Annotated in this window: 4 protein-coding genes; 3 read left to right on the top strand and 1 reads right to left on the bottom strand. The window is 71.4% G+C overall.

The window, feature by feature from the left end; all coding sequences use genetic code 11:
* Nucleotides 1–1,209 precede the first annotated feature (1,209 nt).
* The 3 genes from BLV39_RS10920 to BLV39_RS10910 are packed head-to-tail and all read left to right on the top strand — an operon-like array spanning nt 1,210 to nt 18,633.
* Complete coding sequence (locus BLV39_RS10920; protein ID WP_090789834.1) at nt 1,210–8,592, top strand: SpvB/TcaC N-terminal domain-containing protein; 7,383 nt, start codon at nt 1,210–1,212, stop codon at nt 8,590–8,592.
* 17 nt (nt 8,593–8,609) lie between these two features.
* Complete coding sequence (locus BLV39_RS10915; protein ID WP_143049724.1) at nt 8,610–15,395, top strand: neuraminidase-like domain-containing protein; 6,786 nt, start codon at nt 8,610–8,612, stop codon at nt 15,393–15,395.
* Nucleotides 15,373–18,633: a Tc toxin subunit A-related protein gene (locus tag BLV39_RS10910; RefSeq protein WP_090789830.1), complete on the top strand. Its 3,261-nt coding sequence runs from the start codon at nt 15,373–15,375 to the stop codon at nt 18,631–18,633. The genes BLV39_RS10915 and BLV39_RS10910 overlap by 23 nt, the downstream gene beginning before the upstream one ends.
* On the opposite strand, the gene BLV39_RS10905 is transcribed toward BLV39_RS10910, so the two are convergent.
* Nucleotides 18,587–19,012, bottom strand: coding sequence for an NUDIX domain-containing protein (locus BLV39_RS10905; protein WP_176984845.1), 426 nt, complete (start codon nt 19,010–19,012; stop codon nt 18,587–18,589). The genes BLV39_RS10910 and BLV39_RS10905 overlap by 47 nt on opposite strands.
* Between the last annotated feature and the right edge of the window lie 39 nt (nt 19,013–19,051).

Here is a 19,051-nt window from a genome sequence, read left to right as displayed (position 1 = left end):
GTTGCCGTCGGTGGGTCGCTGGTTCATGTGGTCACGGGCGTCGATCGACCAGTTCGACACCTTGACCGGTGCACCGCAGTTGACCGGGGCGGCGCACGAGTCCTGCCAGAGCGGCGCACCCCCGACGAACAGATATACCTGACCGCGCTGGTCGATGGCGGACGCGCCGTTGCGCGGCGTGGCCGGACCGGCGTTGACCACCGCCTGCGTCGTCGGACGGGACTGTGGCTCACAGATCCCGTCGTCGCAGGTCGACTGCCAGACCGGAGCCCCACCGACCATCTTGTAGATCCGTCTGGTGTCGGTCGTCGCCAGCACGGTCCCGTCGGCGAGACCGCGAACATCCGTCACCGGCTGCGGGCCCGGCGGCGTGGGCGGTGTGGTGCCCCCGGTGCCCGGCCCCCGTCCCGGTTGACGCGTGAAGGGGTCGGGGCACGCCTCGGCCAGCGTGGAGTTCGCCGGTACCCGGCACACGCCGGAGGACACGGGGATCCGCGCCACCGTGGCGGACAGGCTGCAGTAGCGACTGGCGTCGTCCCGCGACCAAACGGTGATCACCTTCCGGAACTCGTAGAAGGTGTACGGGGTCAACGTCACGAACTCGCCGCGTTCGGTCGCCACGGGAAAGCTCAGGGACAGCGTCATCTGCACGCTGACCTGCGTCTGGTAGCCGGCCTTGAGACTCAGCTCGACGATCTTGCCAAGGTCCAGCGACCCCTCGACTGTGATGGACGCGGTCCTAGTCTGTGTCCAGTTCACGGTGTACTGCCCGACGTCGGCCTTGAGCGCATTTCCGAAGCGCACCTTGGGTGCCGAAGGTTCCTCCTCCAACTCGTTCTCGGCCCACGACAGGACCGTGTGCGTCGGCTGGGCATTCCAGCAGGGGTCGCGGTACCAGTCGTCGGCCGCCGCCGCCGAGGGCAGGACCGTCACCGCCGCCAGCGACAACAGCACACTCATGACCACCAGCGCGAAGAGCGGCCTTTTCCCTTCCCTGAACCGCCACGAGACGTAACGGGAAAGCCTTGGCATCTGACTCCCATCCTTGACATCGCTGATCCGGTCCGGCGACCTTGCGGGAGTCCGCCACATGCCCGCCATACACGCGCGTATGGGATCGACGGTCGTCTGTCGGAAAGCCGATGGCTGGTGGGGTTGAGCACCCCGGCGCATAGGTCGAACATCGTCGAGTAACACCGGAGGTCTCGGATGGCGGCACGGCACGAGGAGGCCAGCGCCTCCGCAGCCACGATCGGCGGCGGTTTCGCCCCGCCGGTCCCCCAGCTTGCCGCGCCGGCTGTCAGCCTGCCGCCGGCCGGTGGCGCGATCCGGGGCATCGGCGAGACCTTCGGCACCAATGCGTTCACCGGCACTGCCGGCCTCACCGTGCCGATCGCCACCAGCCCGGGCCGGTCGGGGTTCGGGCCGGCGCTGACCTTGGCGTACGACTCCGGGTACGGCGACGGCCCGTTCGGGCCGGGCTGGGCGCTGTCAGCACCGATGATCTCGCGGCGCACGGACCGTGGGCTGCCCCGCTACGACGACAGCGATGTCTTCCTGCTCTCCGGTGCCGAGGATCTGGTCCCGGTGCTGGAGCCGGACGGTCGAGGTGGCTGGCGGCCGGTCACCACGACAGACCCGCCGCACGCGCCAGGGTTCCGGATCGACCGGTTCCGGCCGCGCACCGAGGGACTGTTCGCCCGGATCGAGCGCTGGACCAGGCGCTCCGACGGCGACGTGCATTGGCGCTCGACCAGCCGGGACAACGTCACGCACCGATACGGCGAGCGGCCGGACGCCCGGATCGCCGACCCGGACGACCCGGGCCGGGTCTTCTCGTGGCTGCTGTGCCGCAGCGACGACGGCACGGGCAACGCGATCGTGTACGACTACCTGGCCGACAGCGACGACGGCGTAGACCTCGGCAAGGCCCACGAACGGCACCGGACCTCCGCCCAACGCGCCGCCAACCGCTACCTCAAGCGAATCCGCTACGGCAACCGGAACTCCACAAGAGTCGAGCCGGAGCCGGACGGCTGGCTGTTCGAGGTCGTGTTCGACTACGGCGACCACGGCGCGGACGTTCCCACGCCGGCGGCCGACCGCCCGCTGCCGGCCCGCGCACACCCGTTCTCCTCCTACCGCGCCGGCTTCGAGGTCCGCGGCTACCGGCTGTGCCGGCGGGTGCTGGTCTTCCATCACGTTCCCGACGAGCCGGCCGTGGGCACCGATTGCCTGGTCCGCGCCACCGAGTTCGGCTACACCGACCGGGGCGCGGCCGGCGAGTTCCTCACCACGGTCACGCAGCGCGGCTACCGACGCCGGGACGCCGGCGGCTATCACGACGCCGCGCTGCCGCCGCTCGAGCTCGCGTACAGCCCCGGCGAGTTCCGCGGCGAGGTGCACGAGGTCAACGCGGGCAACCTGCCGGCGGGATCGGCCGCCGAGGGACACCGGTGGGTGGACCTGGACGGCGACGGAATCGCCGGCGTGCTCGCCACGGGCACGGACGCCTGGTACTACACGCCGAACCTGGGCGCCGGGCGGCTGGGCGCGATGCGGGAGGTTCCCGGCATGCCCTCGCCGGCCGTGTCGACGCCGGCCCGGCCCCGGCTGCTCGACCTGGACGGCGACGGCCGGCTGGACGTCGTCACCTCCGGTGGTGGAGCCCACGGCCGGCTGACCCGGACCGTCGACGGCGGGTGGGAGCCCTGGCAGCCGTTCCCCTTCCCACCGGCGGTCGACCTGGACGCACCGGACGTCACCCTGGTCGACATCGACGGTGACGGGCTCGCCGACATCCTGGTCCTCGAGAGCGACAGCCTGACCTGGTACCCGTCGGCCGGATGCCACGGGTTCGGCCCGGGCATCACGCTGCCGACCGGGGTGGATGACGACGCCGGGCCCCGACTGCTGCTGTCCGGCCGGTCGTACTCGGTGCATCTCGCCGACATGTCCGGCGACGGGCTGGCCGACCTCGTCCGGATCGGCAACGGCGAGCTCTGCTACTATCCGAATCTCGGCTACGGCCGGTTCGGCGCGAAAGTCGCCATGGACGGCGCGCCCTGGTTCGAGAGCGCGGAGCTGTTCGACCCGGACCGGCTGCGGCTGGCCGACGTCTTCGGCTCCGGCGTCACGGACATCCTGTACCTGGCCTCCGACGGGATCCGGCTCCACCTCAACGACAACGGCAACGGCTTCGTCGCGTACGGAATCCTGCCCGGTCTGCCGCCGCCGCAGGCCACCGAGACCGTCCAGACGGTCGACCTGCTCGGCGCGGGCACCGCATGCCTGGTCTGGTCGTCGACGCACCCGGACGACGCGGGCCGCGCGATGCGCTACGCCGACCTGACCGGCGGGGTGAAACCGCATCTGCTGGAGCGGGTGGTCAACAACCTCGGCGCCGAGACGGTGATCCGGTACGCGTCGTCCACCCGGTTCAGCCTGGCCGACGCCGCCGCGGGCCGGCCGTGGCTGACCCGGCTGCCGTTCCCGGTGCAACTGGTGGAGCGGGTGGAGACGCTCGATCGGATCAGCGGGAACCGGTTCGTCCGGCGGTTCGCCTACCACCACGGCTACTTCGACGGCATCGACCGTGAGTTCCGCGGGTTCGGGATGACCGAGCAGTGGGACACCGAGGAGCTGTCCGCGATCGCGCCGGTGGACCTGACCGCCAACCTCGATCCGGCCTCGCACGTGCCGCCGGTGCTGACCCGCATCTGGACGCACACCGGCGCGTTCGCCGAGGTGGCCGGCGGTGACCTCGCGGCGGCGTACGCGCCCGAGTTCTGGACGGAACCGGAGCTCGCCAACCCGGCACCGTCCACATTGGCCACAGCGATACTGCTCTCCGACGGTACGCGGCTGCCCCATCATCCGGACACCGAAGAACTGCGTGAGGCGTACCGCGCGTTGCGTGGGTCGCCACTGCGGCAGGAGGTCTACGCGCTCGACGGGTCGGCCGAGCAGGACCTGCCGTACACGGTGACGACCACCTCGTACGCGGTCGAACTGCTCCAACCGGCCGCCGGCCAGCGGCATGCGGTCTGCCTGCGCCGCCCGGCCGAGACCGTGACGGCGTCCTACGAGCGGACGCGCGACCCCGACCCACGTGTCGGGCACGAGGTCGCCCTCGACGTGGACGGGTACGGCAACGTGACCCGGGGCGTGTCGGTGGCGTATCCGCGGCGGCGTCCCGGTGCGGGCCTGGACCCGCGGCTGCCGTCCTGGGCGGCCGACGCGGTTCTCGCCGCGCAGGAGACGCCCGCGGTGGTGGTCACCTCCAACCGGTTCACCAACGCGGTCGACGACGCGGCGACGTACCGGTCTCCGCTGATCGCCGAGTCGCACGCCGAGGAACTGACCGGGATCGAGACGGCGCCACCCGCGCTGTTGCGCCCCGAGGCACTGCGCGCGCTCGCCGACGGCGCGGTCCCGGCCGGCCGCCGCACCATCCGCCGTTCCCGGGTGCGCTACCGGTCCGACGACCTGTCCGGGCCGCTTCCGCTGGGCACGCTCGAGTCACTCGGCCTGCCGTACCGCACCGAGCAGCTCGCCGTCACCGACGCCCTGCTCGACACGGTGCTGCGCCGCGACGGGGTCGCGCTGCTGACCGACCCGGCGGCGGTGCTCCGCGACGAGTGCGGCTACCTGCCGGACGACGACGGCACGTGGTGGGCGCCGTCCGGGCAGGCGGTGTTCGGCGCGTCCGCCGCGACCGACTTCTACCTGCCGGCCGGGTTCACCGATCCGCACGGCAACACCACGACGGTCGACTACGACCGGCACCGGCTGCTGCCGGTCGAGGTCACCGACGCGCTCGGAAACACCGTGACAGCGGCCAACGACTACCGGGTGCTCGCTCCGGTGCGGGTCACCGACCCGAACGGCGCGGTCTCCGAGGCGCTGTTCGACGCGCTCGGGATGGTCGCGGCGACCGCCCGGCGGGGCCGGCCCGGCGATCCGCGTGGCTCCACACTGGAGGGTGTCGACCCCGACCCGGCGGACACCACGGTGGCGGCCTACCTGGCCGATCCGGTGGGCGCGGCGGCGGCACTGCTCGGCGGCGCGGGCACCCGCCTCGTGTACGACCTCTTCGCGTACGCCCGGACCAGCGGTGAGGCGCAGCCGCGGGCGCCGGTGTCCGCGACCCTGGCCCGAGAGTCGTACGACGGCGAGCCGACCCGGATCGCCCAGGCGCTGGCGTACTCCGACGGGTTCGGCCGTGCGCTGCAGACCAAGGCGCTGGCCGCGGGCGGGCGCTGGGTGGCGTCCGGCTGGACGATCGTGAACAACAAGGGCCTGCCGGTGCGACGGTACGAGCCGTTCTTCACGGCCACGCACCTGTTCGAACCGGATGTGCGGGCGGGGGTCAGCCCGATCGTCTGCTACGACCCGGTGGGGCGGGTCGTCGCGACGGTGCACCCGGACCACACCTGGGCGAAGGTCGCGTTCGACCCCTGGCGGCAGGACTCCTGGGACGGCTGCGACACGGTGCTGATCGCCGACCCGCGCACCGACTCCGACGTCGGCGGCCACCTGGCCCGGCTGCCGGTCGAGGACGTGCTGCCGACGTGGCACACCGCGCATGCCACCGACCCGGCCGCCGGTGCGCACGCGGACACCCCTGCCCAGGAGTATCTGGACCCGATGGGCCGAGCCGTGCTCGCGGTGGCACACAACCGGGTGCCGGGCGGCCCCGCCGACCTGCTCCAGCCGATCCTGGTGGTGCTGGACGTCGAAGGCAACCGGCGGGAGGTCGTCGACGCGCTCGGGCGGTCCGCCGAGCGCTACGCCTACGACCTGGCTGGGCGGGTGCTGCACACAGCGAGCAGTGACGCCGGCGAGCGGTGGGCGCTCGGTGACGCCACCGGGCGGCCACGGTACGCGTGGAACAGCCGCGGACTTCGGCACCGGTCCACGTACGACGCGCTGCTGCGCCCGGCCGCGACGTACCTGGACGACGGAGGCGAGGCAGAGGCACTCGTCGCACGGACCGAGTACGGCGAGTCGCTGGATCGCGCGGCGGCGGCCGCGGCCTATGCGCTCGGCCGCGTACACCGGGTCTGCGACGGTGCCGGGACGGTCACGACCCAGGCGTACGACTTCGCCGGGAACCCGGTCGCGGTGGCCCGGCGGCTGGTCGCCGATCCAGTGGTGCTGCCGGACTGGGACGGCACGGTGCCGCTGGGCGAGGAGTCGTTCGCGACGGTGACGGCCTACGACGCGCTGGACCGGCCGGTGCTGACCACGGCGCCGGACGGCTCGCGGGTGCGGCCGGTCTACGACGAGGGCGGGCTGCTCGCCGGGGTGGACGTGGCACTCGCCGGCACGGAGGACTGGGAGTCCTACGTCATGAGCATCGCCTACACCGCGAAGGGCCAACGAGAGCGGATCTCATACGGCAACGGTGCGGTGACCGCCCACGAGTACGACAGAACGACCCAGCGCCTGGTGTCGACGCGCACGGTGCGGGCGGGTCGATCGCTGCAATCTCTCGCGTACACCTATGACGCGGTGGGAAACACGCTCCGCATCACCGACACGGCCCAGCAGACGGCGTTCTTCCGCAACACGGTGGTCGAGCCGAGCGCTGACTACACCTACGACGCGACGTACCGGCTGGTCGCGGCCACCGGGCGAGAGCACCTCGGGCAGTTGGGTGGACCCGTGCCGCCAGGTCCGTACGACATCGGCGCGGTGGGCCACGATCAGCCCGGCGACGGTCTCGCGATGGGCCGCTACACCGAGACGTACGACTACGACGCCACCGGGAACATCCTGGCCGTCCAGCACCTCGGGTCGGATTCGGCACACCCGGGCTGGACCCGCCGGTATGCCTATCAGGCGGACAACCGGCTGGCCTCGACCGTGGTCGGGTCCGGGCCGGCGGAGACCTATTCGTATGACCAGCACGGCTCCATGACCTCGATGCCCCACCTGCCGCTGATGGTGTGGGACCACGCCGACCAGCTACGGGCGACCGCGCGACAGGTGGTGCACACCGGGCTGCCGGAGACGACATGGTTCGGCTACGACGGCGGCGGGCAGCGGGTCCGCTGGGTGACGCTGCGGTCGGCGGGACCGGCACAGGAGCCGACGCGCAAGAGCGAGCGCATCTACGTCGGCGGGTTCGAGGTCTACCGCGAATACGACGGTTCCGGCACGGTGGTGACGCTGGAGCGGTTGTCGCTCTCGGTGCTCGACGGCACGAAGCGGATCGCGCTGGCGGAGCGGCGGACACTCGGCGACGACGGAACCACCGAACTGCTGGTCCGATTCCAGCTCGGCAACCAGCTCGGCTCGGCGTGCCTGGAGCTCGGCGCCGACGGCGAGGTCATCTCCTATGAGGAATACCATCCGTACGGATCGACGTCCTACCAGGCCGTCGATCCGGCCGCTCGCGCGGCGGTCAAACGGTATCGCTTCACCGGAATGGAACGCGACGAGTCCACCGGTCTGGAATACCATTCCGCGCGCTACTACGCCCCGTGGCTCGGTCGCTGGACCGCGGCCGATCCGGCGGGGCTGGCGGACGGGGTGAACCGCTACGCGTACGTGCGCGGCCGTCCGGTGCACGCCGTCGACCCGGGGGGCAGGCAGTCGTGGGAGTGGGACTCCTCGCGAGGATATTCGGACGACATCGCGGAATGGGCGGGCCCGCAGCTCAAGGAGTGGAGTGACTCGGCTCGGGACTGGCTCGTGAACGCGGCGGTGGGGAACTCCCCGTTCGCCGGCGTCAACGAGGCGCTCGGCGACGTCTCGGTCGGCATCACCGGCGCCGACTCGTCCGTCTACGTCGACATGACGTTCGAGGGATCGGTGTCATGGGTGACGAACATCGTCTCGCTGGCCGGGTCCGGTCTCACCGCTCCAGCGGCACCCGCCGCTCGCCCTGCCGCGGTGCGCCAGGCGGCTTCGACGGGTATGGAGACCGCGCTCGGCCGATCCCGTGCGGTTCTGGACGATCTGGCAGCCGCTGTGCCGGACTTCGCGTCGATGCAGCAACGCATGTATCCCGCGAAGGCGGCCACCGGACCAGCAGCCGGAGGCTCTGAGTTCACCGTGGCCCAGGCCCTACAGATCTTCCAGAAATGGGTGGACGCGGCCCCGACGAAGATTCACCAGGTCCTGCCAGAGATCTACGGCCGCGGCCCCGGGAAACAGATCACGATGGAGATTCCCCAGGGCGTCACCTTCTCGGTTCATGCGGTCGAAAGCATGAAGGTGCCCGCCACTTACAGCCCTGCCGCGATGGAGCAGGGGGCGGTTTGGACCGCTAATAGCTTGTCGCACGTGATGCTTCGAAGGGACGTCCTCTGGAGCGAGGAGTCCATCGTGTCGGCCCTGACCCACGAGTTCTACGAAATTTTGAGTCTTCGCACACTTCTTACCGAGCGGCAGTACCAGAACGGGTTCACCACCCGCCAGCTTTACGAGCTCACCCAGCATGTCAATCCCGACATGGCGGAGGACGGTCTGCGGCCATTGGCCAAGATGCTCTCTCAGGGCGACTGGATTCCGAACCTCCACTGGAGCGCGAACGATGTCGCCGACTACTACGTCCGGGTCATGCGGAATGACCTTCCGTAAGCCCTTTGGAGGTCACCGTGACGCAACCAGGAATTGCCGGCCGTGTGTGGCTCGCGGACGGCCGGGTGGCGGCGGATGTGCCGGTGCGCGTGTACCGCAAGGGCTTCGGTGCGCAGACGACTCTGCTCGGCGCGGCTGACACCGGACCGGACGGCCGTTACCGGATACCGTTCGACAGCACCGGGACGCCGCTGAACATCGAGCTGCGCACGGTGCGGCCGGGCGGCACCGAAGTGGTCCTCACGGACACGCTCTTCGACGTCCGTCCCGGCGCCGTGCTCAACGTCGTCGTACCCGACGGTGTCCGGCCGACGCGGACCGAGCACGACCAACTGCTGCTCGACGCGCGGCCGCACCTCGCCGGGCGGCCGCTGAAGGCAGCGCGGCAGACCGCTGACCAGCCGGACCTCACCCTGCTGCAGGAGAACACCGGGTGGGACGCGCGCCTGGTCGCCCTGGCCGCGACCGCCGAGCAGGTCACCGACGACACGGGTCTGCCACCCGCTGCCGCGTACGCGCTGGTCCGTGCCGGGTTTCCCCATGACCCCGCGGGGCTGGCCGGCGTCGCGCCGAAGGCTGTCGCCCGGGCGCTGAGAGAGGCCGCGACGGCCGGAATCGTCTACCTCGACGACGCCGCCAGGCAGCAGGCCATCTCCGCCTTCACGGGATTCGCCCGCGGCCACCGACTCCGCGCCACCGCGCCCGGCACGCTGTCCAGCCAGGGCGACATGCTCGCCGCCGCCGAGCTTTCCGAGAACCAGGCCGCTGCCTTCGACGACCTCGAGGCCACGGTCGCCCATGCCGGCGGGACCACCGACGACCTCTGGGCCGCGGCGGCCACAGCCGGCCTGCCGGTCGACCGGCTCAAGCTCGTCGGCAAGCTGGGCCGGCTGACGCTCAACAACGCGCCGTTGACCAAAAGGCTCGTCCGCGCCCTGAAGGGCAACCACCTCGGTCCGGCGTTGGTATCCCACGGCTTGCACGAGCCGCGGGCCTGGGAGCAGGCGGTCCGCGCCGTGGCTGACAGCGCCGAGGTCGCCGTGGACGACCTGATCCCGCCGGCCTTCACCGGCCGGACCACCGACGCACGGCTGGCCGCCTATGCCGCCGACCTGGCCCGCAAGGTTCGGATCAGCTTCCCCACCAACGTCGTCGCCGCCGCGGTGGCCGCCGGTCGGCTGACGCTGCCGGACACCGACGGCACCATCCGGCGCCACACCGCCGCCGTGCTCGACCGGGCAGCCGCCCTCGACCTGCCTCTCGGCCGCACGTCGGTCTCCGGGATGCTGCGCGCGCACGGCAGCGCCCTGCTCGACGGCATCCCGGCCGATCAGCGTGCCGCGGTCACCGCCACCGTCCGCACGCTGCACCGCGTCTACCAGATCAGCCCCAGCGACGGGGCGATGGCGGCGCTGCTCGACGCGGGACTGCGGTCCGCGTACGACGTCACCGCGATGCCGATGCGCACGTTCCTGGCCCGGCACGGTGAGCGGTTCGCGTCGACCGCAGAGGCCACCCGGACGTACGCCAAGGCGCAGCAGGTCGCCACCGCCGCCCTGACCACGGTGACCGCCGCCCGCCAGCTAGCCGCCGCACCGCCGGTGTTCGCCCTGTCCGGTGCGGGGACCGCGGGCCGGCAGGCCGGCCGCGACGCACTGGTCGAGACGTTCCCGACGATGGAGCAACTGTTCGGCAGCCAGGACTTCTGTGCCTGCGACCACTGCCGCTCGGTGCTCGGCCCGGCCGCGTACCTGGTCGACCTGCTGCATTTCCTCGACCCACCGGCCGACACCCTGCCGGCCGGCGCGCGCGCCCCGTTCGAGCTCCTCGACGGCCGCCGCCCCGACCTCGCCGAGCTCCCGCTCACGTGCGAGAACACCAACACGGTGCTGCCGTACATCGACCTGGTCAACGAGATCTGTGAGTACTACGTGGCCCACGGGGTCCTCGCGCCCGGCGCGGTCCGCGACACCGGCGCCGCGCTGTCCGCGGACCTCATCGCCGAGCCGCAGTTCCTGATTCCTGAGGCGTACGACCTGCTGCGGCGCGCGGTGCACCCGATGACCCTGCCGTTCGACCTGTGGCTGGACACGGTCCGGCGGCTGCTGGAGCACTTCGACACTCCACTGTGGCAGGTGCTCGACGCGTTCCGCCGCCACGACGAGCTCTACCCGCGTGCGCGCCACCGCTACGGACTGGCCGCCGTCGCGATCGAGCGGCTGGGCCCGTCCCCGGCCGAGTACGACCTGCTCACCACCGCCGATCAGGAGGCACACTGGCACGAGTTGTACGGCTACCGGCCGGGCGCGCAGGCGCAGGCGCTCGCTGAGCTGCCGAACGCCGTGACGCTGGCGCGCCGGCTCGGCGTCTCGTACCAGGAGCTGTTGACCCTGGTCACCAGCCGGTTCGTCAACCCGGAGCTCGCCGCCGTCGCCGTGCTGCCGAAACTCGGCCTCACCCTGTCCGATCTGCTGCGTTACCGGGGTGCGCCCGGACACGCGCCGCTGACCGACGACGAGCAGGCCGCGTTCGAGGCGGCCGTCGCGCCGGCCGGTGGCGCCGCCGCGCTCGCCGCCGCCCTCGCCCCGGCGGACCTCGCCCGGATGCTGGTGCTCGCCGACCCGGCCGGGAGCGCCGGCTTCGAGACGACCGTGCTGCAGTACGCCGACGGCCGCCCCGCGGACGCGATCGCGTTCCTGACCCTCGACCATCTGGTGCGGGTGTGGCGGCGGATCGGCTGGACGCTCGCCGAGACCGACGGGGCGCTGTCCGCCTTCCTGCCCATCGACCCCGACCCACGCACCGCCACCGGGCTCGGGCCGGCACTGGCGAGTGCACTGCTCGGCACCGCCCGGTTGCGTGCGCTCGCCGAGGCGCTGCCCGGCGACCGCGGCGAGCTGCTCGAGCTGTGGACCGACCTGGCCCCGCAGCGGTACGCCGAGCTGTTCCTGGTGCCCGGCACCCCGCCCCTCGACCCCGCGGTGTTCGACCAGCCGCTCGGCCGCTACCTGGAGTATCTCGACGGCGGGACGTGGCGGCCGTTCCGTTGGCGCCCGGCACTGCCGGAGGACCCCGCCACCGGCAACGTCAGCCTGGCCACGCACAGCGGCAACGTGCAGGGCGCGCTCGGGCTCACCGCCACCGATCTGACCGCGATCCTCGTCGACGCCGGGACGAGCATCGAGGCGGCGCCGTTGAACCTGGCGACGGTGTCGCTGCTGCACCGGTACGCGCTGCTCGCCCGACGGTTGAAGGTGACCGTCCCGGACCTGATCGCACTGCGGCAACTGTCCGGAGTGGACCCGCTCGCTCCCCCGCCGCCGGGTGCGGTCACCGAGCTCGCCGACGACCACGCGGCGGTGACCGTCGCGTTCGCCACGACGGTCACCGCCGTGCGGTCGGCCGGGATCGCCGTGGCCGACCTCGACTACCTGCTGCGGCACCGCTACGACCCGGCCGGACCGTACGCTCCGGTCGCCGCCCCGCCGCTGGAGCTGATCCGGGCCCTGGCCGCGGAGCTCGACCGGATCGACGCCGAGCACGCGGATCCGGCCGATCCGACCGCACTCGGCGACGACGAGTTGCGCCAGAAGATGGCCCTGGTGCTGCCCGCCGGCACCGTCGACACGTTCTTCGGCATGTGGACCTCGATGATCACCTACGACGCGGTGCTGACCGGGGTGGCAGCGACCGAAGCGCTGGACCCGGCGCTGGTCGCGACGGAGCCGTCGATCACCCTCACGTACGACCCGGTGCGCGCCGAGCAGCACCTGGTCCGCACCGGCGTGCTGGTGGAGCGGGAGAAGGACCGCCTGCTGGCGGCCTTCGGCGGCACGGCGGACGAGCTGGCCCGGTACGGCGACCTGCTCGACTCGGTGCAGGCCACCGCACAGGGCTTCTTCGACTCCGTGCTGCTGGCGCCGGTCGGCTTTCTGGCGGCGGCCGACTTCACCGCACTGTTCAGGCCGATACCGCCGGGCGCGGACGAGGCCGTCCAGCAGCAGTTGCTGGCCACGCGACGGCAGCGGTTGCTCGCGGCGTTCCTGCCGTTCCTGCGCGACCGGCTGACCAACGACGCGGTCGTCGCCGGTGTCCTCGGCGTGTTCAGCGCCGAGTTCGCCGACGCCGAGGCGCTGGTGAACGCGTTGCTCACCGACCCGGCGCTCGCCGCGGACCGCAGCGCACCGCACGAGCCGTTGCTGACGGCGTATCGGGCGGCAGGCGACCGCGGCGTCACCGCGACCGCCGATCCGGCCGCGCGGACCGCGCACGTCGAGGCCTACCTGGAGGTGCCGACCGCCGGGTCGTACCGCTTCCTGGTGTCCTGCGAAAGCACCGGCACCACGGTCTCCCTGCGTTTCGACCACCTCGCCGACGCGGTGTTGCTGAGCACCACCACGGCCGACGGTCAACGACCGGGCGCCGCGGTCGATCTGCTGCCCGGCACGACCTATCGCCTGGTCGTCGACGCCACCGCGACCTCCGGTGGCGCGGTCGAGGTGCTGGTGCTCGGCGAGAACCTGCCGGAAGGCCCACTGGACCGGCTGATCTGCCGCCCCGCGGAGGCGGTGGAGCGGGTCCGGCGCGCGCACGTCCTGCTGGGCAAGGCATTGCGGCTGGCCGCCGCGGCCGGGCTCGCCGAGCCGGAGTTGCGCCACGTCCTCACCCACCCGGAAGACTTCGACGGCCTGACCCTGGGCGCGCTGCCGGTGACCGCGGCCGAGGACGACCCGGGCCAGGCCACGGCGCTGTTCGGGCAGTTCCGGCGGCTGCTCGACCACGCCGCACTGCGCACGGCGATGGGCGCGGTCCCCGGCGAGCTCACCGATCTGTTCGCGCACGCCCGGCAGACGTACGCCGTCGACCCGTCGGCCGCCGACCAGGGCCGGCAAGCCGCCGCCGAGGTCCTGCTCGCCGATGTCCGCGCCCGGGTCGCCGTGCTCACCCGCCGCGACGAGGCGGTGGTCGCGGAGGCGTTCGACCGGCTCGACATCGGCGCGGTCGCGACCGTCAGGGGCGACACGATCGGCGCGGCGGTGCCGCTGTTGACCAGTGAGCTCGGCCTGAGTCGGCTGTGGACAGTGCTCGCCCTGGCCACCCGGACCGGGATCTCCCCCGCGGCACTGGCCGATTCGGCCAGCCCGTCGCCGGACGCCGGCGTGGCCCGCCGGCTGCGCGACGCCGTGCGCGCCGGGTACGACGCGGGCGGCTGGCGGCGGGTCGCCCAGCCGATCTTCGACTCGCTCCGGCAGCGTCGCCGGGATGCCCTGGTCGCGTGGATCATGCAGCGGGAAGGGTTCACGCTGCCCGATCAGCTCTACGAGTTCTTCCTGATCGACCCGGCCACCGAGCCGGTCGTGCAGACCTCCCGGCTGCGGCTGGCGATCTCCGCGGTGCAGTTGTTCGTCCAGCGCTGCCTGCTCAACCTCGAACCGGAGGTGCCCGCGTCACTGATCGACTCGGAGCGGTGGCAGTGGATGAAGCGCTACCGGTTGTGGGAGGCGAACCGGAAGATCTTCCTCTGGCCGGAGAACTGGCTGGAACCGGAGTTCCGGGACGACAAGAGCCACCTGTTCCAGGACCTGGAGACCACCCTGCTGGCCGGCGACGTCACCGAGGACCTGGTGGAGGAGGCGCTGTTCGCCTACCTGCGCGGCCTGGAGCCGTTGGCCCGACTGGACATCCGGTCGGTCCACCTCGAACAGGCTGGTGACGCCGACGGGCCGGCCGGCAACACGTTGCACGTCGTCGCCCGCACGTTCGCCGCACCGTACTCGTACTTCTACCGCACCTACCGGTACGGCGTGTGGACGCCATGGGTGCCGGTGACCGCGCAGATCGACGGGGACCACCTGGTCGCCACGATGTGGCGCGACCGGCTGCACCTGTTCTGGGTGACCTTCCTGGAACGCTCCGACGGCAGCGCGCCGGCCGGCAGCATCGAGGACCTGGCCACCTCGACCGCCGACGAACTGCGCGTCCCACGCGTCATCGATGTGCGACTGCACTGGACCGAGTACCACCAGGACACCTGGACCGAGCCGACGACCGGCGGGCTGCGCACCCCGGTCAGCGCCGTGGTGGATCCTGGCTGGTCCGCGGCCGACCAGACGATTCACGTCAGCGCGTCCTCCGATTCCGTGCTCATCCACCTGAGCTGCGGCTTCATTTCGTCGATCAATCAGTCCTTCCTGCTGGAGAACAAGAACAGCCCGCCGCTGCACGGCGCTCATGACGACCCACCGCAGCCGCCCTACACCACGTGGCAGCCATTCATCCTGGGCACGCCCTCGCCGCCCATCGACAACCCGCTCTGGGTCAGGTACGTCGACCGGATCACCACGGTGAACGGTGTGTCCACGAAGGACACCATTACCGCACACATCCTCGACGTCGGTTCGGACTGGACGACGCGCACCGTCGACAATCCGGTCACCGGCGCGGGTGCCGAGGTCGCCGGGCTGACTGCGCCGTTCTTCTACGCCGACGGGGAGCACACCTTCTACGTCGAGCCGGCCCTGACCGAGACGAGCCTGCCGAGCTCCGACGGTTGGGTGATTCCCGCGATCACCCCGGACCTGACCTTCGACCTCGACCAGTACTGGGCCGGGCTCGACCTGCACAGCCAGGTCCCCGCCAGGACCGACGCCGGGGTCGCCACGCTGTCCCCGGCCGCCCGCTTCGCCGTCACGGCACGCCCCGACTGGGCCACCACGTCGTCCACCGTCATCACGTACCAGGGTGTGCCGGTCACCAACACCATCCCGAGGGGAGCCGGCGATGACCGCCTTTCACCACGGTGACGACCTGGGGTCGACCGCGTACCAGCCGACGGACATCGCGATCGAACGGATCCGCGAACGCACGCTCCGCTACGCGTTCCGGACGCACTTCCATCCGTACGTCGGCGAACTGGTGCACCGGTTGGTGACCGACTCGATCGACGGGTTGCAGGGCGTCGACACCGAGGATGCTCTCTACGAGCCGCTGATGACCGATCGCAAGTACGGGCCGACGGCGCTGGTCAGCGAGCCGTACCCGGTTGCCGACCTGGACTTCAGCACGTCCGGCGGCTATGCGGTCTACAACTGGGAGCTGTTCTTCCACCTGCCGCTCACCGTGGCGATGCAGCTCAGCCGCAACGGCCGGTACGAGGAGGCGCAGCGCTGGTTCCACTACGTGTTCGATCCGACCGACGACAGCGACGGCCCGACCCCGGCACGGTTCTGGAAGGTCCGGCCGTTCCGCACCACCGACGTCGAGTCGATCACCGAGATCCTCACGAACCTGTCCACCGGCGCCGATCCGGCGCTGCTCGCCGACACCGTGAGCGCGATCGCGGCGTGGGCGGACCGGCCGTTCTCGCCACACGTGGTGGCTCGTTACCGGCCGAGCGCGTACATGACGAAGACGGTCATGGCGTACCTGGACAACCTGGTCGCCTGGGGCGACTCGCTGTTCCGGCAGGACACCGGAGAGGCGATCAACGAGGCGACGCAGTTGTACGTGCTGGCCGCCAACCTGCTCGGGCCGCGACCGGAACAGGTGCCGCCGAAGGGGTTGCAGGTGACCCAGACGTACCGCGGCCTGCGCGCCGACCTCGACGCGTTCTCCAACGCCCTCCAGGAGATCGAGGCGGACCTGCCGTTCGACCTGGCGCCGGCGCCGACCCCGCTGTCGGCCGAGGCACCACTGGCCACGCTGACCGGCATCGGCTCGACGCTCTACTTCTGCGTTCCGCGCAACAGCACGCTGCTGGCGTACTGGGACACCGTCGCGGACCGGCTGTTCAAGATCCGGAACAGTCTGACCATCGAAGGGGTCTTCCGGCAGCTTCCGCTGTTCGAGCCACCGATCGATCCCGGAATGCTGGCCCGTGCGGCGGCGGCCGGGCTGAACGTCGCCGCGGTGGTGAGCGGCCTCAACCAACCGCTGCCGTTGGTGCGGTTCCGGACCCTGGCGGCGCGGGCGGCCCAGCTCTGCCAGGAGGTACGCGGCCTGGGCGGGCAACTCCTCTCCGCGATCGAGAAGAAGGACGCCGAGACCCTCGCGGTGCTGCGGGCCCGGCAGGAACGGCAGCTGCTCGAGCTGGCCGAGGTCGTGCGGTACGAGGCCTGGCAGGAGACGATCAAGTCGCGGGAGGCACTCGAGCTCTCGCTGGCGAACTCCTACCAGCGGTTCCGGCACTACCAACGGCTCCTCGGCGCCGACGCGGCGACACTCACCAAGCCCGAGTTGGACCCGCTCGACGTGCACTCCCTGCTGAGCGGCAGGTTCTCCGCCACCGAACCGACAACTGCCGTGACCGACGCCGAGATCGAACCGGCGCAGGCCGCACCCGACGTCGCTTCCGGGCACAGCCTGATACCGGAGGAGGCCAACGAGCTCCAGTTCCTGATCCACGCGCAGACCTGGGCCGACAAGGCCGGGGCCCGCGAGACGACCGCCTCGATCCTCGCCGCGATACCGGCCTTCGGCGCCTTCGCCACCCCGATCGGCGTCGGCGCGACCTCCACCTTCGGCGGAAGCAACCTGGCCTCCATCGCGTCGGCGACCGCCTCCGAGGCCCGCGCCCAGTCGGCCGGGATGTCGTACTACGCCGGGCAGTCGGCCCGGATCGCCGGGTACGACCGGCGCGAGCAGGACTGGACGCTGCAGAGTGGCATCGCGGCCGGCGAGATGAACGTGACGCTCAAGCAGCTACGCGCCGCGCAACTTCGGGAGGCCATGGCCGAACGCGACTACACCAACCACCAGCAGCAGATCCGCAACGCCGCCGACATCGAGCGTTTCCTCACCGACTCGCGCACGGGCAAGACCGCCAACGAGGCGTTCTACCTCTGGCTCAAGCGCGAGACCCGGGGGCTGTACGGGCGCTGCTTCCAACTCGCGTACGACACGGCCCGCAAGGCCGAGCGGGCGCTGCAACACGAGCTCGGCGACCCGCACCGGACGTTCCTCCGCTACGACTACCGCGGCGGCAGGCAGGAGCTGCTGGCCGGGGAACAGCTATACCTCGACGTGACCCGGATGGAGCTGGCGTACACCGACCTCAACCGTCGCGAGTACGAGCTGACCAAGCACGTGTCGCTGCGCCAACTCGACCCGCGGGCGCTGATCGAGCTGCGTACGACCGGGCAGTGCACGATCGACATCGGCGAGGCGACGTTCGACCTCGACGCGCCCGGCCACTATTTCCGCCGGCTGCGCGGGGCGGCGGTCACCATCCCGTGCGTCGCCGGCCCGTACGCCGGGGTGAACTGCACCCTGACGCTGCTGTCCAGCTCGGTCCGGACCAGCCCGTCGCTCGGTGACGGATACGACCGGATCTCCGCCGAGGACGACCGCTTCAGCGACTACTACGGCGTGCAGTCGATCGTCACCAGTTCGGCGAGCGGGGACAACGGCCTGTTCGACGGCGGCACCGGCGACGAGCGCTACCTGCCGTTCGAGGGCTCGGGGGCGGTCAGCCAGTGGCGGCTCGAACTGCCGTCGGACGTCCCACAGTTCGACCACGACACGATCGCCGACGTCGTACTCCACCTCCGCTACACGGCCCGCGAGGGCGGGCTCGCGCTGCGCTCGGCCGCGGTCGCGGCACTGCGGTCGCGGATCGCCGCGGCGTCGGCGGTCGGGTCGACCCGGCTGCTCTCCGTGCGGCACGAGTTCCCGACCGAGTGGGCCCGGTTCACCACCACGACGCCGGCCGGCGAGCCGCCGACGGCGCCGCTGGCCCTCACCCTGCGGGAGGAGCACTACCCATATTGGGCCCGGCTCACCGAAGACCGCGTGCTGCACGCGGTGGAGCTGTTCGCCTCGGCCGGGAACGGCGACGTCACCGTGTACGACGCCGCGGCCGACGACCCACCCGGATCCCGACACGAGACGCTGCTGCGGAGCGATCCGAGCGTCGGTGGGCTACGCAGCGGCCTGCTGGCCGAGCCGCTGCCGGCCGCACTCGGCTCGTGGACGCTGTATCTGGGCGACCCCACGATCACCGACCTGTGGATAGCGCTGACCTGGGGGGCTCAGGGAACGTAAGCAATGCCGGCAGGGCGCCGAACACCAGGGCAAGGCCGCCCAGCTCGCTGATCGCGACCCATGCGATGTCGTCATGCTCCTGTGGCGCGGTGTTGGTGGGAGTGCCGACCCAGTCGCTGATGTGCCAGACGCTCACGTGGACGGCGTCCTCGCCACTGCCGGCATAGAGGTCGCCCAACCGTGACGAGGACTCCGCCACGATGTGAACCCCTAGCTCCTCGTGCATCTCACGCGCGAGGGCCTGTAGCTCCGACTCACCGGCGTCGACGTGCCCCCCGGGCAGATCCCAGAGATCCGGGTAAGCCCGGCGGGTCGGGCTGCGGTGCACCAGCAGGACCGCGCCGTTCTCCACGAGTGCGCCACAGACGACGATATGCATGGCGGGATTGGAGCACAGGGGTAGGACAATCTCGGGCCG

It is taken from the genome of Asanoa ishikariensis (genome assembly GCF_900107455.1).
Lineage (GTDB): Bacteria > Actinomycetota > Actinomycetes > Mycobacteriales > Micromonosporaceae > Asanoa > Asanoa ishikariensis.
Note: the sequence above shows the minus strand (reverse complement) of the source record. Positions and strands in the feature narration are given on the sequence as shown.

Bases quoted from the DNA above. Each gene is read 5' to 3' on its own strand.
- BLV39_RS10920 (WP_090789834.1), top strand. From the start codon at position 1,210: ATGGCGGCACGGCACGAGGAGGCCAGCGCCTCCGCAGCCACGATCGGC.
- BLV39_RS10910 (WP_090789830.1), top strand. From the start codon at position 15,373: ATGACCGCCTTTCACCACGGTGACGACCTGGGGTCGACCGCGTACCAG.
- BLV39_RS10905 (WP_176984845.1), bottom strand. From the start codon at position 19,012: ATGCATATCGTCGTCTGTGGCGCACTCGTGGAGAACGGCGCGGTCCTG.